The organism is Zavarzinella formosa DSM 19928, assembly GCF_000255705.1.
Classification (GTDB): Bacteria; Planctomycetota; Planctomycetia; order Gemmatales; family Gemmataceae; genus Zavarzinella; species Zavarzinella formosa.
This window is the reverse complement of sequence record NZ_JH636449.1, coordinates 128,652-149,297: the sequence shown is the minus strand read 5'-3', so window position 1 is coordinate 149,297 and position 20,646 is coordinate 128,652. Positions and strand designations below refer to the sequence as shown.

The following is a 20,646-nucleotide window of genomic DNA, read 5'->3' as shown; positions in this document are numbered from 1 at the left end:
TGGATATGCAAATCTTGCGAATGGAATTGCCCTTCGGAATCGACGCGCAGGGGCGATCCGATGTTTCCGACACACGGGAAAGAGTTCACACATGGCTTGGACCAAAGAGCGGCTGGAGTCGATCGCCCGGACACGACTGGGCGCTGCCAAACTGATTGTGGTCTCCAATCGAGAGCCGTACATTCACCGCAAAACGCCCGGCGGGGGGGTGGAATGCATTCGCCCGGCGGGGGGGCTGACCACCGCCCTTGATCCGGTGATGCAGGCCTGCGGCGGCGTTTGGGTGGCCCACGGCTCCGGAAACGCCGACCGGCAAACGGCCGACCAATACGGCCAGATCGGCGTGCCGCCCGGCGACCCAAGTTATTTGCTGCGGCGGGTTTGGTTGACTCCGGAGGACGAGGCCGGCTATTACTATGGCTTCTCCAACGGCAGCCTGTGGCCCTTGTGTCATCAGGTGTATTGTCGGCCGTCGTTTTCCCCGGAGCATTGGGAAGCCTACCAGCGAGTGAACGAGCAATTCGCCTCGGTCGTCTTGGAGGAAGCCGGATCCGGCCCGGCGGTGGTGTTTGTGCAGGATTACCACTTCGCCCTGCTGCCGAGTTTGTTGAAGGCGGCGCGGCCGGATTTGGTGGTGGCGCAATTTTGGCACATCCCGTGGCCCAACCCGGAGACTTTCCGGGTGTGCCCGTGGGCCTCGGAAATCCTTCGCGGCATGTTGGGCAATGATTTGCTCTCTTTCCATACCCAGCATCATTGCAACAATTTCTTGGAGACAGTTGATAGAACGTTGGAGTGCCGGCTTGACCGAGAGCATTTCGGCGTCACCAGTGGCGGCCGACACTGTCAGGTTCGCCCCCATCCGATCAGCGTGGATCCGGAGTTGTCGACGACTTATCTCGGCGACGACTGGGAACAGCGGGCGACTGCCCTCCGGGAGCGGCACGGCCTCGGAGACCGACCGGTGCTGGTCGGCGTGGACCGGGTGGACTACACGAAAGGCATTCCGGAACGGCTGGCGGCGGTCAACCGCCTGCTGGTCCGGCATCCGGAATGGAAGGGGCGGTTTCACTTTGTCCAAGTCGGGGCGCCGAGCCGCACCGACCTGTCCGAGTACCGCGATCTGAACACGCGCATCGCCGAGTTGACGGACACCATCAACCAAGAACACGGGACGCCGGACTGGAAGCCGATTGTCTTCCTCAACGAACATCATGGCCCGGAACAAGTCACTCTCCTATACCGGATGGCGGCGGGATGCGTTGTGAGTTGTCTGCATGACGGCATGAACTTGGTGGCCAAGGAGTTCGTGGCCTCGCGTTCGGACGAAGCCGGGGTGCTGGTGCTTTCTCAATTCACCGGAGCGTCCCGCGAACTGACGGACGCCGTCCTCGTCAATCCGTTTGACGTGAACGAACTGGCTGATGGCATGCTCTCCGCGCTGACCATGCCCGCCGAGGAACAACGCCGGCGAATGAGAAAAATGCGGAAGCAAGTGGAGGATAACAACATCTATCGTTGGGCCGGGATGCTGTTGTCCGACGTGGCCAAACTCGTGGACGAACCAGATCCGGAATCCGAGCCGGAACTGGAGGAAATGTCGAGTTTCAACGAGATGAGCGGAATGATCGCCAGCGCGACCGCCATGAGCCTGCTCCAGTTGATGGGAGCCTCCTGATGGCGGATGTGTGTCTTCTCGGCCGGGGCTGGGCCGGAACAGTCGCCGCCGTCCGCCGCTCCGGCCGTCCGGTGGTGTTGTTGTTTGATTACGATGGCACGCTGACGCCCATCGTCCGGCACCCGAGCCTTGCCCGCCTTCTCCCGGAGGACCGCGAACGGCTGGCCCGTCTCGCGGCGATTCCCGGCCTTCGGCTGGCAATGGTCAGCGGCCGGGCCTTGGAGGAACTGCGCAACCTGATCGGGCTCAATGAGATCTGGTATGCCGGGTCCGGCGGGGCCGAGCTTGATCTGGATGGAATTCGGGCGCAAGATCCCCGCGCGGACGAGTTTTCCCATGTGCTGGATTTGCTGCACGATCATCTGGTCACCATTCTCGCGCGTTATCCCGGCACTTGGGCCGAACGGAAGCCCGTCGGCATGTCATTGCACTATCGGGGTCTGCTTCCCCTGATGGCGGTCACCTTCCGGCTGGAGATTGCCCGGCTGACGGCCGAATTGCCGTGGGTTCGCCAACGGGTGGTGTCCGAAGCCATCGAAATCACCCCGGCAGGAGGGTGGGACAAGGGGACGGCCGTGGAAATGATCCTCGACCGGCTACCCCCCGGCACCTACCCGGTCTTCATTGGCGATGCGGCCAACGACGCCGAGGCGATGGAAGTGGTGAATGATCGTGGCGGTCTGTCCGTGGGAATCGGCGAGGATGCCCCGACCGAGGCTTGCGTGCGTGTTCACGGTCCACACGAATTGGCCGTTGATTTGGAAGACTTGATCGCCGAATTGTTGGACGAATCCCGGCGGGTCCCGTTGCAAAACCAGAGTTCGATTCCTGTTGTCATGCCCCGGCCGGGCGAGCCGGGAATCCTGATCGTGGATGCGGACCCCAATTCCCGAAGAAGGCTTTCGGCCCAGTTGGGGGAGAAGGGGTGGCGGGTTCGCGACACGGGAGACCCGGACGAGGCCGTGTCGTCCGTCCGCAAGCACGAGGAAGAAATCCAGGTGGCGTTGGTGGATTTGCAGCTTCCCGGTTTCCGGGGAGCGAAGACGCTTGCGGAACTTGGCTTCCTCCATCCCGGTCTGATTCGTTGCGGCATGTCCGCTGATGTGACGCCCTATGCCGCCGCCGCGATTCGCCGACTGAGCGACACCCCGCTGTTCACCAAGCCCTTTGCCCCGGATACTCTCGACCGTGAGCTTCGCCGCATGATCGCCGAACGAAATGTGTCGGCGACTCAACAATCCCGCCCTTGATGCCAATGATGTTTTCCGCTTCCCGTGGGAAGGTCATTGGACTTGGATGGCATTTGCATTGGTGCCACTCGCCTCTGGGCAAGACCAACCACAACGTGAGCAGGTCGGCATCGCATTCAAAGGCCAGGGTGATGGCTTCGTCGTTGGGGCCTGGCGTCTCTCGAATGGCTTCCGGTCTTCTGCGGCCAGTTTGATTCCCTCTTCCTTCTTGAGGAAAGGGGTTGTTCGGAGTGCCCCGCCTCACTTCCCCGCCATCCGGTGAAATCGGACTTCAGTGATTCCATCCGCTGATACGAATCATCCAATCTGCGAATATCGCCCCTCCTTGCGCCGCCGCACCATCTCCCGCGAAATGTCCGTGGCGGTGATGCTGACCGTCCATCCGGATAATCAATACGGGAATTTGCCGGCCCGCAGCCGATTGAGCAGGCTCTCCCCCCGTCTTGGTCCGGAGAGGCAGGACAATCATTGGGAATGAAGGGAAGTGAACTCGAAGGGTCGGACAAGCAAGTTTTGTCTGGTTTGATTGCATCGAATGCCTGAGTGTCAGGCATCAGGGCAAGTTTCTTCAACTGCCGTCAAATGATTTTCTTCTGTCATTTCTTTCGTTATTCACGTTGATTCCACTCTGAATGCTTCCATATCCCGTTCTGGCACGTCTCGTGCTTAAAAATCCGGCACGCCTGGAGAGAAATTACCTGTGCAACAATCGGGATTTCCACTCTCTTTGACAACACTTGGAATGGAGTCTGTCGCCAGTCCGACCAAGACTCATTGCCCCTATTGCGCGTTTCAATGTGGCATTGAGGTGTCCGAGAGTTCGACGACCGTGGGTTGGGTGGCGACCGGTGACGCGGACTTCCCCGTGAACAACGGGCAGTTGTGCATCAAAGGCTGGACCTCCGCCAATTTGCTCACCCACCCCGAACGTCTCACCAAACCGTTGCTCCGAACGAAATCGGGCCGTCTCGCCCCCGTTGGTTGGGATGAGGCGTTGGACTTTGTCGCCGCCGGGATTCAGACGCTTCGCCAGCGCCACGGGGTGGAGGCCATGGGCCTCTTTGGCTCCGGGGTGCTGACCAACGAGAAAGCCTACTTGCTGGGAAAATTCGCCCGAGTGGCCGTCGGCACGCCGAACATCGATTACAACGGCCGGTTTTGCATGTCCAGCGCGGCCGCCGCCGGGAACAAGGCGTTTGGCATTGATCGCGGCCTTCCCTTCCCGGTTTCCGACATCGAAAAGGCCGAGGTGATTCTGCTCGTCGGGGCCAACTCCGCCGACACGCTTCCCCCGATCATGCAATGGTTCGACCGGCAAAAAGCGGCCGGCGGCCGGTTGATTGTCGCCGATCCCCGCCGCACATCAACCGCCCGGAGGGCCGACTTGCATTTGCCGGTCACCCCCGGAACCGATCTGGCGCTGGCGAACGGGCTGATGTTCATCGCCATCGAGGAAAAGCTGATCGACCCGGCTTACATCGAGGCCCGCACCAACGGGTTCGAGGCCATGCGCCGGGCCGTGCTGGCTTATGAGCCCGCTTATGTGGAACGCCTCACCGGGGTCCGCGAGTCGGCCCTCCGGCAAACGGTCCGGTGGCTGGCCGGGGCGACATCGGCGATGATCCTCACCGGTCGCGGTCCGGAACAACAGAGCAAGGGGGTCGATTCCGTTTTGGGCTTCGTCAACCTCATGCTGGCCCTCGGCAAAATCGGCCGGCCCGCCAGCGGATTCGGGACATTGACCGGGCAGGGAAACGGCCAGGGGGGCCGCGAACACGGCCAAAAGGCGGACCAGCTTCCCGGTTATCGGCTGATCGAAGTGGACGCCCACCGGGAGATCATCGCCAAGGTTTGGGGGGTGGACCCGAAGACGCTGCCCCGCAAAGGCAAGAGCGCTTATGAACTGCTCGATTCACTCGGGCCGGTCGGCGGCATTCGCGGTTTGTTGGTGATGGGGTCGAACGTCGCCGTCGCGTCGCCGCATTCCGGCCGGATCATTGATCGGCTCAAATCTCTTGAAATGCTCGTGGTTTGCGATGCCTTCCCCAACGAGACGAGCGAACACGCCCATGTCGTGCTTCCGGTTTATCAGTGGGCCGAGGAAGAAGGCACCCTGACGAACCTGGAGGGCCGGGTCATCCGGCGCCGGATCGCCGCGCCCGCGCCGGAAGGGGTTCGCGGGGACATCGACATTCTTCGCGGATTGGCCGAACGGCTTGGCTGCGGGGACAAGTTCGCTTTTGATTCGCCTCGCGACGTGTTCGAGGAGTTTCGCCGGGCGACCGCCGGGGGAACCGCCGACTATGCCGGCATCACCTATGAGCGAATTGACACCGAAGATGGCGTGTTTTGGCCGTGCCCGGCCGAGGATCATCCCGGCACGCCGCGATTGTTTGCCGAGCGGTTCGCCCACCCCGACGGCCGGGCGAAATTCCACGCGGTCGAACACCGGCCGGCCGGCGAGGAACCGGATGGCGAATACCCGCTGTACTACACCACCGGCCGTTACAAGGAGCATTACAACTCCGGCGCCCAAACCCGGTTGGTTGGCGAACTGACGGCCGCCAAGCCCCGGCCGCTGGCCCAGATTCACCCCCGGCTGGCCTCCCGGTTCGGGGCGACGGCGGGAAGCGTGTTGGTCCTTGAAAGCCGCCGGGGGAGGGCCGAGTTCGCCGCCGAGGTGACCACCGACATCCGGCCGGACACCGTGTTCGTGCCGTTCCATTGGGGCGGTTCGGGAGCGGCCAATCTGCTCACCAACCCGTCCCTCGATCCGACCAGTCGAATGCCCGAATACAAGGTGGCGGCGGTGCGAATCAGCGAGGTTCGCCCCGCCGGGGAGGTTTCCGCGTGACCCGGCGAAAACTCGCGATCATCGGCAATGGCATGGCCACATCCCGGCTGCTCGACGAACTGTCGCGCCGGGGGGGCCTGCAAATGTTCGAGGTGACGGTCTTCGGCGAGGAACCGCACGGGGCTTACAACCGCATCCTTCTGAATCGCATTCTCGAAGGGGGAGCGATTGACGACATCACCCTGAAACCGGCGGCTTGGTACGCCGAACAGGGCGTCCGGTTTTATCCGGGCCGCGTTGTCAGCCGGTTGTCTCATGCCGCCCGCCGGTTATGGACGGACGACGGGTCGGAGCATTTCTTCCATGCCGCCGTGTTCGCCACGGGAAGCGTGTCACGGGTGCCGACGGTGGAGGGCTACTTTCGGGAGGATGGTCGGCCCAAGGGGGGCGTGTTTGCCTATCGCACGGCGGCCGACGTGGAGCGGATGCGGGTTTGGGCCAGACCGGGCCAACGGGCGGTCGTGGTTGGCGGCGGCCTGCTCGGGCTGGAGGCTGCGAAGGGGCTTGTCGACCTCGGCTTGGAGGTGACGGTCGCCCATCTCTTCGAGACGCTGATGAACCGGCAGGTTGACCAAACGGGCGGCCAGTTCCTCCGGCGGGCGATTGAACGACTGGGCATCACGGTCCGCACGTCGGTGAACACCAAGGCCGTTCTCGGATCGGACCGGGTGGAGGGGTTGCAATTTGGCGCCGGGGAACGCCTCCCGGCGGACATGGTCGTGTTCGCCAGCGGCATCAAGCCCCGCGTCGATCTGGCCAAAGATTCGGATGTGCCGACCAACGCCGGCATTCTGGCGGATGACCGGCTGGAGACGCAATTGCCGGGCCTGTATGCCGTCGGCGAGTGCGCCGAACATGCCGGGACGGTTTATGGAACCGTGCAGCCGATTTACGAGCAATGTGCCGTGCTGGCCGACACCCTGACCGGGGCCAATCCCGCCGCCCGCTATCGCGGCTCCAAGGTCTACACGAAGTTGAAAGTGGCCGGGGTCGAGGTCGCCAGCATGGGGGCCGTCGAAGCTGGCTCGCCCGACGACGAGGTTGTTCAAGTCGTCGAAGAAAAACGGAGCGTGTACCGGAAGCTCATCATCCGGGGCGACCGGCTCGCCGGGGCGGTGCTGGTCGGCGATTCGTCGGCGGCCGCCGGTCTCGTGCGGGTGTTCGACAACCGAAGCCCGTTGCCGGAGAACCGGCTTGACTTGCTGGCCTCCGGGGAGGCGATCCCCGGCTCATCGGCGGGCAACGACCCCGAAGTGTGTAACTGCCATCATGTGTCCACATCAACCTTGGTCGCCGAAATCCGGGGCGGTTGCGACACCCTGGCCCGACTGTCGAACAAGACGAAGGCTGGCACCGGCTGCGGCTCCTGTCGCGGTCAACTGGCGGATCTGATCCTCAAGAACGCCCCGGTGACGGCCGGGCGTGCGAAAGGCTGAGACTGATGAAATCCGAAGCCTCGAAGCGATCACGAATTCTGATCCTGTCCACGGTCGCGTTCACCCTGATGTTCGCGGTCTGGCTGATGTTCGGCGTGCTTGGCGTTCCGATCCAGCGGGAACTCGGGCTGACCGACGTGCAGCTTGGCTGGCTCGGCGCCGCCGCGATTCTGGCGGGATCTTTGCCCCGGTTGCTCTTTGGTGTCCTGGCAGATGTGTACGGCGGCCGACGGATGATGACGCTGCTTCTCCTGATTGCCGCCGTGCCGACGTTTTTGGTCAGCCGGGCGACGAGCTACGAAGAGTTGATCGTCCTCGCCCTGTTTTTCGGAATGTCGGGCAATTCGTTCACCGTCGGCATCGCCTGGAATGCCGCGTGGTTCCCCAAGCAACAACAAGGCCTGGCCCTCGGGGTGTTCGGGGCCGGGAATGTCGGGGCCTCGGTCACCAAGCTGATCTTCGGCTTGTTCGGGGCGATGTTGCTGGCGGCCATCCCGGCGACCGGGTTGTTCGGCGGGTTGCTTCCCGGCGGCTGGCGGTTCTATCCGGCCCTTTACTCGGTCCTGCTCGTCAGCATGGCGATGGCGGTCTGGTTCCTGTCGCCCAAGCCGGACCACACTCCCGCGAAAGGCCGGACCTATCGGTCGATCATGGCCCCGCTGAAGTTTGCCCGCGTCTGGGAATACAGCCTGCAATATGTGGTCGTGTTTGGGGCGTATGTGGCCCTGTCGCTGACGTTGCCGAAGTTTTATGTCGCCGTGTACGGCAATGAACTGCGGGAGGCTTTTGGTTTGGCCGAGGGCGCCGAGGGGGCGACGTCGGTGCTGCGGGCGGCCAGTTTGCTGACCACGCTGTTCATCTTCCCGGCCAGCCTCCTCCGGCCGCTGGGGGGCTGGATGTCTGACAAATGGGGGGCGGGCCTCGTGCTGTGCGGGGTGTTCGCCACCATGCTCGTCTCGGGCGTGATGCTGTCATTCCCGTTTGGCCTGGGTGTGTGGATGTTCACCTTGTTGGTTTTCACCCTCGGTTGCGGCATGGGCATTGGCAAAGCGGCCACCTTCAAACTGATCCCCGAACACTTTCCCCGCGATGTGGGGGCGGTCGGCGGATTGGTCGGAATGCTCGGGGCGCTGGGCGGGTTCGTGCTGCCGCCGACATGGGCTTATCTGAACCAGTGGACCGGAACCCCGCAGACCACGTTCGCGGTTCTCACCGGGCTGACGGCCATCAGCGCCGGCTGGCTGTTCGTGAGTTGGAGAATGGCCGCCGCCCCCGTGTCGCCGGTCGCCGAACCGGTGGCTGAGATGGCGAGTTGAAGGGATTCCGGGCAGGTTTCAAGAGACGGGATTTCACGGTGACCAAACGACGGGGGACATCATGAGCGGAGACGAGTTTAACGACGAACAAAAGCAGTACTTGCAGGGGTTCGTCAGCGGGGCCGAACTCACGCGGGCGGCCCGCGGTCTCCCCACGTTTGCCGCCACGCTGGGACTAGCCGATGCCAACGGCAAACCCGCCCCGGCCGAAGCTGTGCCCGCCGGTCCGGATGCGGTTCACTTTCTCGCCCAAAACCGGACCATCGCCGAGGGGAAGAAACTCAATCCGCAGGAGGAGGCCAAGCGCAAGCGTCACCCGCTGGATATGTGGGACGACGTGGTGCGGCACTCGGCCGAGGACAAGTTTCCCAAAGGGGATGATGTTCTTTCGTTCAAATACCACGGGCTGTTTTTCGTCGCCCCGGCCCAAGACTCTTATATGTGTCGGCTGCGCATGCCCGGCGGCCTCCTGACGACCCACCAGTTTCGCGGCATCGCGAAAATCGCCGAAGAATGTGGCGGCGGATATGCCGACGCCACCACGCGATCCAACCTGCAAATCCGCGAGATCCCCGCCAATCGGGGCGAAGAGGTGATTACTTCCCTGCAAGACCTCGGCATCCAAGCTCGCGGCTCGGGGGCGGACAATATTCGCAACGTGACCGGCAGCCCGACGGCCGGGATTGATCCGCATGAACTGATCGACACTCGGCCGTATGCCCGCGCGATGCACTACCACATTTTGCACCATCGCGAGATGTACGGATTGCCCCGAAAGTTCAACATCGCCTTCGACGGCGGCGGGGCGGTCAGCGCCCTGGAGGACACCAACGACATCGGTTTCACCGCCGTCCGGGTGGCCGAAGGCAAATCGGTCCCGGCCGGGGTTTACTTCCGGCTGCAACTGGGGGGTATCAGCGGGCACAAGGATTTTGCCAAGGACGAAGGGGTGTTGCTCACCCCGGATCAATGTGTCCCGGTGGCGGCCGCCATCGTCCGGGTGTTCAACGAGAACGGTGATCGAACAGACCGCAAGAAGGCCCGGCTCAAGTATGTTCTTGATCGCTGGGGGCATGAAAAATACGTCACCGAGACGGAAAAACACCTGCCGTTCAAGTTCGTTCGTTTCCCGCTCGCCGAGTGCGAGGCCCGGCCGGCGGTGGACAAACACGGCCATTTGGGCGTGCATCCGCAAAAACAGCCGGGCCTCTTTTATGTCGGCGTGCTGCTTCCGGTCGGGCGAATGAACGTCGAACAGATGCGCGGGCTGGCCGATCTGGCCGACAAGTTCGGCAGCGGCACGATTCGCATGACAGTCTGGCAAAACTTGCTCATCTCGGATGTGAAGGGCGAAGACATCACGGCCCTGCAACAAGGCATCGAAGAACTGGGGCTGCATTGGAAAGCCACCGGCGCGAGGGGGGGACTGGTGGCCTGCACCGGCAATGCCGGCTGCAAATTCGCCGCGTCGAACACCAAACGACACGCGCTGGCCGTCGCCGACCATTTGGACGGATGTGTCGAACTGGACCAACCGGTCAACATCCACTTGACCGGCTGCCCGAACTCGTGCGCCCAACATTACCTCGGTGACATTGGCATGTTGGGCGCCAAGGTGGCCGTCGGCGACGACATGGTCGAAGGGTACCACGTCTATGTCGGCGGCGGCTACGGCGACGATCAACACATCGGCCGGGAGTTGTACCGGAGTGTCCTCGCCGACGAACTCCCGTTTGTCATCGAGGGCATGTTGCGGGGATACATGGCCCGGCGCCTCGGTTCTGCGGAAACGTTCAACGAGTTTGTCCGCCGTCAGTCCGCCGAGCAGTTGAAATTGGTGTTTGAACAGAGCCAGCTCGTCACGGCATAAAGGGTCTTTGCATCATGGCGATTCCTCTCCTTCCCGAGTCCGCTCCGTTCTCCGCGTCCCAACGATCGTGGCTGAACGGATTCTTTGCCGGCCTGCTGGGGCTTGATCGCGGCGGTTCGCCTGCTGTCGTCAATGGCGAGGCTACCGCTCCCGTGGCCGCCCCGGTCGCGGAGGAGGATTTTCCGTGGCATGACCCGACCTTGCCGCTGGATGAACGGTTGAAGCTCGCCGACGGCCGCCCCCAGGAACGGCAACTGATGGCCGCGATGGCCCAACTCGATTGCGGCGCCTGCGGCTACCTCTGCCAGACCTATTCCGAGGCGATTGCCTGTGGCGAGGAAACCGACCTGACCAAATGTTCCCCCGGCGGGAAAGACACGGCCAAAAAACTCAAGGAACTCGTCGCGGGCCGAAAAGCCCTCCCGAGGGCGGAGACCAACGGACACCACGGATCATCAAACGGCGCCGTCGCGAAGCCCTCGACGAACGGCCACGCGGCCGCGTTGCATGACCGGAAGAATCCGTTTCATGCCCCGCTGTTGCAATGCAAACCGCTGAACCAGCCGGGTTCGGAGAAAGATGTCCGTCTCGTGGCATTCAGCCTGAAAGGGAGCGGACTGACCTACGAAGTCGGCGATGCCTTGGGATTGTTGCCGGAGAACGACCCCGAACTGGTCGAGGCCGTTTTGAGGGCGATGGGCGCCCGTGGGGATGAACTCGTCCCCGCCGCCGGAGGGCTGATGGTTCATGCCTATGACGCGTTGGCCAAGCACTTCGTCATCACCAAGGTAAGCGACCAACTGGCGGCCCTGCTCGCCAGCCATGCGTCCGACTCCTCCGAGGCGGGCACGCTCAAAACATTGGTCAACGATGATGTCGAGGGCATCCCGGCCGAATGGGACGTTCTCGACTTGTTGGGGCAATTCCCCTCGGCCCGCGCTCCCATTGCGGAAATGATCGCGGCCTTGTCCCCGTTACAACCCCGGTTGTATTCCATCTCCTCTTCGCTGAAGGCCCATCCGGACGAGGTTCATCTCACCGTCGGCGTCGTGCGTTACACCCAAGGGGGCCGGTTGCGCAAAGGCGTGGCCTCCAACTTCCTCACTGAGACGCTGCGAACCCGGCAAAAGGCTGGCGTGTTCGTCCACGTCTCGCCCGGCTTCCGGCTCCCCGCCGATGGCAAGACTCCGGTGATCATGGTCGGCCCCGGAACCGGCATCGCCCCGTTCCGGGCATTCCTTGAAGAACGGTCCGCGACCGGAGCCACCGGCAAAAACTGGCTGTTCTTCGGCGATCAACGCCGGGAATTCGACTTTCTCTATCAGGAGGAGATGGCCCAATATCAGAAATCCGGAGTCCTGACCCGGCTGGACACCGCCTTCTCCAGAGACCAGAAAGAAAAGGTGTATGTCCAACACCGGATGACGGAAAACGCCGCCGAAATCTGGTCGTGGCTGCAAGAGGGCGCCCACTTTTATGTGTGCGGCGACGCTCGCCGAATGGCCCTTGATGTCGATCATGCCCTGCACGCGATCGTGGCCGAACAGGGGAAGATGTCCCCCGAAGTCGCTTCGGAATTCATCAAGTCATTGAGCAAATCCAAGCGATACCAGCGGGATGTTTACTGAGGATGAGCGGTGGTCTGTCAGGACGGCGAAGATGGGCGAAGCATCTCGGCAACGTCGGTGTCGGAGAATGGCGGCTTGATATCAAACAAACTGCCGCCGTGGCCCAAGCCGGGGTTTTTGGCCCATTCGATCCGCGGGGCCTCGGCGTCGATCACCGCCGCCCGCAGGTGAATATTGCTCCAGCGCCAGATACTCCAGCCTTGTCGCAAAATCGAATCGGCGTCTTTCCGAAACCTGTCGGAACGGGTGTGAACGATCAGCGGATAAACCGCCATCCCGATGTGCTGGCCGTGCGTCCTCAACCCGAGTTTGGCGACTGGCTTGGCGGCCGCCATCAGCTTCTCAAACCGCGGCGTGATCTCCTCCGGCCGCGTATCATCGCCGAGAATCACGGCAACGATGCGGTTGGCCTTGCTCGTTGAAAAAAGACTGCAAAACTGAACCGCGACGAAGTCGGTCAGTTCAATGAGCGGTTCCATCGCCGCGATGACCTTTTTTTCACTGGCCCCGCCGCTGATGGATATTCCCAAGCCGGGGACGGAATGGCCGATCATGGCAATGGCCAGCCTTTTGGCGGCAAACGCGGCCGCCTTGCCGACCAACACCTCTTTCATGCTGTTCGGGTTTCGCCATTGCCCCTCGATTTGGAACTCTTTCCGCTCAAACCAAACGGCCATCGCATCAAGAATCGCCGGCCCTCGCACGCGCTGGCCGGCATCGCCCAAAGGCGGGGGAGACTGGCCGGGCAGGGGGGGCGGGGATTTGACAGGCAAAGGCGGCGGCGATTTTCCCGGCAGAGGTGGCGGACCTTTGCCGGCCGACCCGATGAGGAACTCGGCACCGCAATCCCAACAGACGCCGATGTCCCTGGCAAGTCCTTCCTCAAACTGACACTCCTTGCCGCATTCGGGACACGCACGCCGGATATGATCGCTCATCATTGGCATCTCCGCCCAAGAAAACTTCGGCTGTCTGGCAGGCCGACGGCTGCGCACCCAATCATCTCATCGCGCTCCCTCAATCTTCTTTGCTGATTCTACATCAGAGCAGAATCAACACGACCCATCCATGCTTGACGGCCGCTGGAAGCCGATCAGCCCGTCTTCAAATCACGAAGACTTTTTCACCAGAATACAATTTCTCAAAATCGCGCGGCGGTAATCCGCCTCCGCCCGTTACCAACCTCATAGCAGAAGCGGGGCCGTCATGAGCCGGGACGTGAGAGAGATCCTCGCGGCGGCGAAGGCCGGGGATAGCGAAGTGTTGGGCCGGTTGCTGGAGGGGTATCGCCAATACTTGAGCGTGCTGGCCGGCATTGAGATCGGCCGGCGGTTGCAAGGAAAGGTGGACCAGTCCGACTTGGTGCAGGAGGTGTTTCTGCATGCCCACCAATACTTTCCGGCGTTCCGGGGGACGGAAGAGGCCCAGTTGATTGTCTGGCTCCGGGAGATCCTGGCGGGAACGCTGGCCAACCAGGTGCGGCGATATGTCGGCACCCAAGCCCGCGACATCCGATTGGAGGAAGGGCTGGCCGCCGATTTGGGGCAGTCGTCCGCAATGCTGGCGGCCGTGCCGGTCTCCCCGGAGGGGACGCCAAGTGAACAGTTAATGCACGGCGAGGTGTCGCTCGCCGTGGCCGGGGCCATCGCCGGATTGCCGGAGCATTATCGAACCGTGATTGTGTTGCGTCATTTGGAGGGATTGAGCTTTCCGGAGGTCGCGTCCCGCATGGGCAAGACCGTGGACAGCGTGGAAAAGATCTGGGTGCGGGCCTTGGGCTCGCTGCGGGCCGCCTTGCGGGAGAAGTCTTGAAACCAACCGAGGACGAGACCGAAGACCCCCGGTTGATCGGGATTGCCCGCGAATACCTCGCGGAACTGGAAGCCGGCCGGAGGCCCGACCGCCGGGCTTATGAACAGCGCCACTTGGAATTGCAGACGGCCGTGGCCGAGTGTCTGGACGGCATGGAACTGGCCCACGCGGCCGGTCTGGCGATGCGGCCGGCCAGTCGCCCGGCGGCAGTGGAGTTGCTCGGGGATTTTCGGATTGTCCGTGAGATTGCCCGTGGCGGCATGGGCATCGTGTACGAGGCCGTGCAGGTGTCCCTCGGCCGGCGAGTGGCCTTGAAGATTCTGCCGTTCGCCGCCGGGCTGGATGCCAAGGCCCGGCAGCGGTTCCAGACAGAATCGCACGCGGCGGCCCAGTTGAATCACAATCACATCGTGCCGGTGCATGCCGTCGGCTGTGAGAACGGCACGCATTTTTATGCGATGCAAATGATCGACGGCCGGTCGCTCGACGCGGTGATCCGGGAGGCCCGAGGGGAAAAACCGGTCGCCATCGGCGAGATCAGCACCATCTGCTTAAGCGGCCGCCGGACGGGAGAACAGAAAAAATCGACCGGCTCGACGCGGACAGATCGCGGCCGGGAGGCCTATCGCACCGCCGCCCACTTGATGGCCCAGGTGGCCGACGCGCTGGAATACGCCCATCAGGCGGGCGTCGTTCATCGGGACATCAAACCGGCGAATTTGTTGTTGGAATCGAAAGGGCATGTGTGGGTGGCCGATTTCGGGCTGGCCCAAGTGGCGAGCGACGGAGCCATGACGCAGACGGGGGATATTTTCGGCACCCCCCGATACATGAGCCCCGAACAGGCGGCCGGGAAACGGCTGGAGGTGGATCATCGCAGTGATGTGTATTCCCTCGGGGCGACGCTCTTTGAACTCCTGACGCTGCAACCGATGTATCCACAAGAAGACCGAAACGCCTTGTTGCGGAGCATCCTGAACGAAGAGCCGCGACGACCGAGAAGCGTGGACAAGGGCGTTCCGGTCGAGTTGGAAACCATCGTCCTGAAGGCGGTGGCGAAGGCTCCGGAGGATCGTTACCAATCGGCCGGGGAACTGGCCGCCGATCTTCGCCGGTTTCTGGACGAGCGACCCATCCTCGCCCGGCCGCCGTCGCTGTTCGACCAGACGAAAAAGTGGCTTCGCCGTCATCCGGGAACCGTGGCGGCGACGGGGTTGTTCCTCGTGTTCGGGGTGATCGGGCTGACCATCAGCATCGCCCTGATCGCCCGCGAACAACAACGGACCAGCGGGGCTTACGACCGCGAACGCCAGCGGGCCGGGGAGGCTCAAGAGCGATTTGCCCTCGCGAGACGGTCGGCGGACGAGATGATCCGCATCGCCAACGAGGAATTGCGAGACGACCAATCAAGCAATGAGGTCCGTCGCCGGTTGTTGGAAACGGCCCTCGATTACTACCGGGAACTGATCAACCTGCGCCAGAATGACCCGGACGCGCAGGCTGATCTGGAGACCACCCGCCAGCAAGTGCGGGCGATTCTCGACGACCTGACGCTGGCCCGCAACGCCGGGCGGCACATGATGCTCAGCGAGGCGGCCGTGCGGCGGGACTTGGAGATAACGCCCGAACAGGCCGCCCGGATTGACGAGATGGTTCAGGAGATCCGCGCCCGAGGCCCGGTGCGGGGGACGGAAGCGTTGTCGGACATGAGGGCACACGAGGCGGTCGTCGCCGAAATCCTGACGCCGGCCCAATTCCGGCGGCTCGGTCAGATTGCCCTGCAACGGCATGCCCTGCGGGCTTTTTCTGATGCCGAGGTGATTGTTGAGCTGGGCCTCACCCGCGAACAGCGGGATTTGATTCGGCGGCTGGATCTAAACCGCCGCCCGGCTGAGGAGGCGTTGGCGGTCCTCACGCCGGCCCAGCGGGAAAAATGGGCCGCCCTGATCGGCGTGGCGTTCACCGATCCGTTCCCCAAGCGGGGGCCGAAGGATCACGGCGGCTCAAAAGACGATGGCAGACACGGCGGCCCGAAGGATTTCGGAGGGCCGTCATCCAAGAAAGATTTTAACACCAAGGAGCCTTTGCGATGAACATGGTCCCGGCCAATCGCCGTCTCTTCATGAAAAACTGTTTCGCCTTCGGCGGCACGGTTCTCCTCAGCCCCGCCGCATTTGCGGACGAGCTTTTCCGCACCCCGCGTCAGACGGAGGGGCCGTTCTACCCCGACAAACTGCCGCTCGACACGGACAACGACCTGATTATCATCAACAAGAACCTCACGCCGGCGATTGGCGAAATCACGCACCTGACCGGCCGGGTGCTGGACACCGCTGGCAAGCCGATCAAAGACGCCACCGTCGAAATCTGGCAGTGCGATGCGAACCAAGTGTATCTGCACACTTCCGACAGCGGGCCAAAATCCAAGCAACAGGACAAAAACTTTCAGGGCTTCGGCACATTCACCACGGCCTCGGCGGGGGAATATCGTTTCCGCACCATCAAACCCGTGCCGTACCCCGGCCGGCCCGCCCCGCACATTCACGTGAAAGTGAAGAAGGGGGGCCGCGATATCCTCACCACGCAATTCATGGTGGCGGGCCACGCCGGCAACGCCCGCGACCATGTGTTCAACGAACTGCGCGACCCCATCAACCGCGAACTGGTGCTGGTGGACTTCAAGCCATTGAAAGACTCCAAAATCGGCGAACTGACGGCCAAGTTTGACATCGTCATCGGCCGGACGCCGGACGACCGCGATTTGCCGTCCAAGAAGAATTCCTAACTTCACCCATCCCCTCTCAATTCGGAGACATGATTATGAAAGCGTTGTTGATGCTGGTTCTGACCGCGGGCGTGCTATGCCTTGCGGGCGTTACGGAAGCTCAGCCGGGCGGCGGCAAAAAAGGCGGCCCCGGCGGTCCGGGTGGCGGCGGTCCGGGCGGCGGTGGCGGCCCCGCTCCCACGGTGGATGAATCCGTGGCCAAGATGATGACGTTCGACAAGAACGGCGACGGCAAGCTGACGAAAGACGAAATCACGGATGAGCGCCTGATGCGCCTGTTCGAGCGGGCCGACGCCAACAAGGATGGTGTGGTGACCAAGGAAGAACTCCAGACGCTCTTCAAGCAAATGGCCACCGAGAACAGCAGCAGCCAAGGAAAAGGCGGCCCCGGCGGTCAAGGGAAAGGCGGTCAAGGAAAAGGTGGCCCCGGTGGCCCCGGCGGCCAAGGGAAGGGGCCGGGTGGCCCGGGTGGTCCGGGTGGCCCCGGCGGCCAAGGGAAAGGTCCGGGCGGTCCTTCGTGATGTCGGCGGTGTTTCGTCAGGCCGAGAGACCACGGGAGTCACCGACTTTTCGGCCTGATGATTGATCAATAGCCAATCTTGTCTTCATGTGTTCCTCTCGCGAGTAGTCACGCAGGCATGCCGATTGCACTTTTCGATGGCGAGAACAACGTTGATCCTGTGCCAAAACTTGTTTAAACAGCGATGAATCGCATCCGGCGGGCGAAAAGAACATTTGACACCCAGGCAAGCCTTCACGCCAAATCTTCTCTTGTTCCGATGTTGTCCTTCCGGCTGATCCCTGCGAGAATTCTCTCATCATCATGAGAGAATTTCGCATGCCTCACGTTCGCCTGCGGTTGGAGGAATTGGCCGACCGTGTTCTGCCCGCCGCCTTGCCCGCCAGTCTGCTTGTTTATTACGGCTATCCGTCACTCATTGACGATGGCGATGCGAACACCTCTCCCGCCCAAACGTTTGGCCGGTATGACATGGTTGTGTTGGGGGCGGGGTTGGAAAGTCCCGCCCACCCGGATCACGCCAACACGACGGCGATCATGGAGAGTCCCTTCACCGCGAAGACCTCTTTCTTTGGTTATGTCGATCTCGGCGTCAGCGCCTCGAATTTCTCGCTCGCGCAGATTGACACCAAGCTGGATGAGTGGGCCGACATGGGCGTGAAGGGCGTGCTGCTTGACGACTTCGGTTACGACTACCTCACCACGCGGGCGCGTCAGAATGCCGCCATTGATTACGCCCATCAATTGGGACTAAAAGTCATCGCCAATGGCTTCCACCCGGACGATGTCTTCGGCTCGGAGTCGGATGTCATCCATAACCCGGCCGGACTGTCAACGCATTTGGGAGCCTCCGATTATTACTTGTATGAGAGCTACCAAGTTAGCAATGGACAATACACGGAACCGGGCACGGACGCCGATGCCGATTCGGGCGACGACAGCATTTGGGGGGTGAAGTCCGCGAAGATCCGCGAATATCAACGTCAGTTTGGTTTCGGGACGCTCGGTCTCTCGACCGACGACGGCGCGGCGACGCCCGACGACCCGAACCAGATTGCTTACGCCTATCTTTCGGCTGTCACGGAGAACTTCGCCGGTTACGGTTGGGGAGAACTCTCCTTTTCATCGGCGGACAATATCGCCCCATTCCACATCCGGCCGACCGTGGTGACGAAGCCCGTGGTCATCACCGGGACGGCGGGGAACGACACCGTCCTGATCGGGCCGCCGGATCTCGCGGAGGCCGGCGTTGATGTGCAAGTTCATGTCAATGGCGTGTTAAAGGGAACCTATTCCGCGTCCACGCCGTTCACGATCAACCTGCTCGGGGGGAACGACACGCTGACCGTCGGCCAGCAAGTCGGTGCCGACTTCATTGAGGGCCGGGGCGTCTTCGGCAAGATCACCGCCAACGGCGGTGCCGGCAATAATTCACTGACCGGCGGATACGGTTCCGATCTTCTGACGGGCGGCGGCGGGAACGACACGATCCACGGTTCCTTCGGGGACGACACACTGATCGCCGGAGCCGGAACAGAACAGTTCCTCGGCGGCTTCGGGAACGATGTCACTTCAGGGGGACGGAGCAACGTCACCTTCGATGGCGGCGGCGGCCGGGATATTGGCAGCATTGTCACCGGGACTCGTCACTTTACCAATGTGGAAGTCATCGCCGGTCAGCCCCCGTTGCTGACGATCAATAACCCGTTTGCCACCGAAACGGACACCACCGCCAAGGGAACCGGTTACCTGAAGACAGCCGGGAACCAGATCCTCGACCAGAACAACAAGCCGGTGAAACTGACCTCCGAGAACTGGTACGGGGCCGAACTGAACGGCGTCCCCGAGGGACTCGGCGTGCGGAGTTACCAAGACATCCTCGACACGATCAAGAATTTCGGGTTCAACTCGATCCGGTTGCCGTTCGCCTTGCAAACATTCGCCCCAAGCACGACGGCCGCCTCGGTGGCGGGGTTGATCGACGGTTCCAAGAACCCCGATCTGGTCGGGCTCACGCCGTTGCGGATCTTCGACAAGATCATCGACTACGCCGGAAGCATCGGCCTGCGGGTGGTTCTCGATTGCCATCGGTCGTCGTTCCCCACATTCACCGGAAGCGACACCGGCGGACCAAACCCCAATGGCCTGTGGTACGACGGCACGTTTTCCGAAGATGACTGGGTCGCCGCCTGGCAAATGCTGGCGACCCGCTACGCCGGGAATACCACCGTGATCGGCATGGACCTGAGCAACGAACCCCACGCCGTCGGCTCTGCCGGAGCGGTATGGGATGACGGCCCCGGCAACCGCCCCGACTGGCGGTTGGCGGCCGAGCGGGCGGGCAACGCGATCCTGGCCATCAACCCGAACTTGCTGATCGTCGTCGAAGGCGTGGGCAGCGACGACAAAACCACCGCGTTCTATGGCGCCAACCTGACGGAAGCATTGAAGAAGCCCGTCGTGCTGAATGTGAAAAACCGACTGGTGTACTCTCCACACGATTACGGGATTTCGGTGTCCGATCAACCGTGGTTCCACGCGACGAACTACCCGATGAACCTGTATCAAGTTTGGAATGATCGCTGGGGCTATCTGTATTGGAATAACATCGCCCCGATCTGGCTCGGCGAGTTTGGCTCCACGTTGGACAATACCACAGACCAACAATGGTATCCCGCCCTGATTAACTACCTCTCGGGGGACAAAAACGGCGATGGCCGAAGCGACTTGAAGGGAACGAACCTCGGCATGTCGTGGGCGCACTTCGCCATCAATCCCAGCGCCAATCCCGGCAGCACTCTCTCCGGGGCTAATTGGGACACGCCAGTGTACAAGATCCTGATTCCGCTCCAGGAAATCCAAGCGACGCTTCCCCCGGCGGTTGTGCCCGTGCCAGAACTGACGTTCACCGTGACGCTCTCCGGTCCGTCCCCGACGCCGGTGACGGTGAGGTATCGCACGGCCAACGGCACTGCCACCGCCGGGAAGGATTATCTGGCGACCAGCGGCACGTTGACCTTCGCCCCCGGTGAGACCAGCGCAACGGTCACCGTGAAATTGATCGGCGACACGATCCGCGAGACCAACGAGACGGTGAAACTGATCCTGTCGGCGCCGACGGGGGCAAAAATCAGCTCATCAACCGGCACGGGAACGATCATCGACGACGACAACCCGACCGTGCCGGTTCAAGTGGCCAATGTCGTCAGCACGGCGGGAAGCGTGAGCTTCGACATCGTGCTAATCAATCCTCGTTCAACGGATGTGAACGACTGGCAACTGGCCTTCGACGCTCCGATCACCATCACGTCCGTTGCCGGGGCGTTCGTCTCCCGGCGGGACGGAGACCATTACAATCTCCAATCCTTTCCGGCCGCCAACACCGTGCCGGCCTATGGTTCGGTGACCATCCATGTGGTGGCCGAACCGGGTCATTTTAACGGTTTGCTAAACAATCTACTGTGGACCGGACTGGCGACGTGAGCCGGTGGGCATGG

The 20,646-nt window shown here is 62.1% G+C and carries 13 protein-coding genes; 12 read left to right on the top strand and 1 reads right to left on the bottom strand.

Annotation, left to right across the window (positions count from 1 at the left end):
* The first annotated feature begins 91 nt into the window (after nucleotides 1-91).
* The 7 genes from BGIM_RS0140860 to BGIM_RS0140825 all read left to right on the top strand — a co-directional run bounded on the left by BGIM_RS0140860 (nucleotide 92) and on the right by BGIM_RS0140825 (nucleotide 12,032).
* Entirely contained in the window at nucleotides 92-1,678 is a 1,587-nt protein-coding gene (locus BGIM_RS0140860) for an alpha,alpha-trehalose-phosphate synthase (UDP-forming) (protein WP_020475382.1), read from the top strand.
* Entirely contained in the window at nucleotides 1,678-2,928 is a 1,251-nt protein-coding gene (gene otsB / locus BGIM_RS0140855; RefSeq protein WP_020475381.1) for a trehalose-phosphatase, read from the top strand. Before BGIM_RS0140860 ends, otsB begins: the two co-directional genes overlap by 1 nt.
* A 742-nt stretch (nucleotides 2,929-3,670) precedes the next feature.
* A complete protein-coding gene (locus BGIM_RS0140845) occupies nucleotides 3,671-5,782 on the top strand; it encodes a molybdopterin oxidoreductase family protein (RefSeq protein ID WP_020475380.1) in 2,112 nt (703 codons plus the stop codon).
* Entirely contained in the window at nucleotides 5,779-7,218 is a 1,440-nt protein-coding gene (locus BGIM_RS0140840; protein ID WP_020475379.1) for an FAD-dependent oxidoreductase, read from the top strand. Before BGIM_RS0140845 ends, BGIM_RS0140840 begins: the two co-directional genes overlap by 4 nt.
* A gap of 5 nt (nucleotides 7,219-7,223) precedes the next feature.
* Entirely contained in the window at nucleotides 7,224-8,534 is a 1,311-nt protein-coding gene (locus tag BGIM_RS0140835; protein WP_020475378.1) for an MFS transporter, read from the top strand.
* Nucleotides 8,535-8,595: 61 nt separating this feature from the next.
* The gene (locus tag BGIM_RS0140830) at nucleotides 8,596-10,404 is read left to right on the top strand and encodes a NirA family protein (protein WP_020475377.1); all 1,809 of its coding nucleotides are present in this window, start codon (nucleotides 8,596-8,598) and stop codon (nucleotides 10,402-10,404) included.
* A gap of 14 nt (nucleotides 10,405-10,418) precedes the next feature.
* Entirely contained in the window at nucleotides 10,419-12,032 is a 1,614-nt protein-coding gene (locus BGIM_RS0140825) for a sulfite reductase subunit alpha (RefSeq protein WP_020475376.1), read from the top strand.
* Nucleotides 12,033-12,049: 17 nt separating this feature from the next.
* On the opposite strand, the gene BGIM_RS0140820 is transcribed toward BGIM_RS0140825, so the two are convergent.
* Complete coding sequence (locus BGIM_RS0140820; protein WP_020475375.1) at nucleotides 12,050-12,973, bottom strand: hypothetical protein; 924 nt, start codon at nucleotides 12,971-12,973, stop codon at nucleotides 12,050-12,052.
* 265 nt (nucleotides 12,974-13,238) lie between these two features.
* Here BGIM_RS0140820 and BGIM_RS0140810 point away from each other — a divergent pair, with 265 nt between their 5' ends.
* The 5 genes from BGIM_RS0140810 to BGIM_RS59190 all read left to right on the top strand — a co-directional run bounded on the left by BGIM_RS0140810 (nucleotide 13,239) and on the right by BGIM_RS59190 (nucleotide 20,632).
* A complete protein-coding gene (locus BGIM_RS0140810; protein WP_020475374.1) occupies nucleotides 13,239-13,844 on the top strand; it encodes a sigma-70 family RNA polymerase sigma factor in 606 nt (201 codons plus the stop codon).
* Nucleotides 13,841-15,937 (top strand): serine/threonine-protein kinase, encoded by a 2,097-nt coding sequence (locus tag BGIM_RS55160; protein WP_020475373.1) that lies wholly within the window; start codon nucleotides 13,841-13,843, stop codon nucleotides 15,935-15,937. Before BGIM_RS0140810 ends, BGIM_RS55160 begins: the two co-directional genes overlap by 4 nt.
* Nucleotides 15,934-16,629 (top strand): dioxygenase family protein, encoded by a 696-nt coding sequence (locus BGIM_RS0140800; protein WP_020475372.1) that lies wholly within the window; start codon nucleotides 15,934-15,936, stop codon nucleotides 16,627-16,629. Before BGIM_RS55160 ends, BGIM_RS0140800 begins: the two co-directional genes overlap by 4 nt.
* A gap of 35 nt (nucleotides 16,630-16,664) precedes the next feature.
* Complete coding sequence (locus BGIM_RS66205) at nucleotides 16,665-17,150, top strand: EF-hand domain-containing protein (RefSeq protein ID WP_020475371.1); 486 nt, start codon at nucleotides 16,665-16,667, stop codon at nucleotides 17,148-17,150.
* Between the two features lie 317 nt (nucleotides 17,151-17,467).
* A complete protein-coding gene (locus tag BGIM_RS59190) occupies nucleotides 17,468-20,632 on the top strand; it encodes a cellulase family glycosylhydrolase (protein WP_020475370.1) in 3,165 nt (1,054 codons plus the stop codon).
* The last annotated feature ends 14 nt before the right edge of the window (nucleotides 20,633-20,646 follow it).

Bases quoted from the DNA above. Each gene is read 5' to 3' on its own strand.
- BGIM_RS59190 (WP_020475370.1), top strand. From the start codon at position 17,468: ATGCCTCACGTTCGCCTGCGGTTGGAGGAATTGGCCGACCGTGTTCTG.
- BGIM_RS0140810 (WP_020475374.1), top strand. From the start codon at position 13,239: ATGAGCCGGGACGTGAGAGAGATCCTCGCGGCGGCGAAGGCCGGGGAT.
- BGIM_RS66205 (WP_020475371.1), top strand. From the start codon at position 16,665: ATGAAAGCGTTGTTGATGCTGGTTCTGACCGCGGGCGTGCTATGCCTT.
- BGIM_RS0140800 (WP_020475372.1), top strand. From the start codon at position 15,934: ATGAACATGGTCCCGGCCAATCGCCGTCTCTTCATGAAAAACTGTTTC.
- BGIM_RS0140845 (WP_020475380.1), top strand. From the start codon at position 3,671: ATGGAGTCTGTCGCCAGTCCGACCAAGACTCATTGCCCCTATTGCGCG.
- BGIM_RS0140860 (WP_020475382.1), top strand. From the start codon at position 92: ATGGCTTGGACCAAAGAGCGGCTGGAGTCGATCGCCCGGACACGACTG.
- BGIM_RS0140820 (WP_020475375.1), bottom strand. From the start codon at position 12,973: ATGATGAGCGATCATATCCGGCGTGCGTGTCCCGAATGCGGCAAGGAG.
- BGIM_RS0140830 (WP_020475377.1), top strand. From the start codon at position 8,596: ATGAGCGGAGACGAGTTTAACGACGAACAAAAGCAGTACTTGCAGGGG.
- otsB (WP_020475381.1), top strand. From the start codon at position 1,678: ATGGCGGATGTGTGTCTTCTCGGCCGGGGCTGGGCCGGAACAGTCGCC.
- BGIM_RS0140835 (WP_020475378.1), top strand. From the start codon at position 7,224: ATGAAATCCGAAGCCTCGAAGCGATCACGAATTCTGATCCTGTCCACG.
- BGIM_RS0140825 (WP_020475376.1), top strand. From the start codon at position 10,419: ATGGCGATTCCTCTCCTTCCCGAGTCCGCTCCGTTCTCCGCGTCCCAA.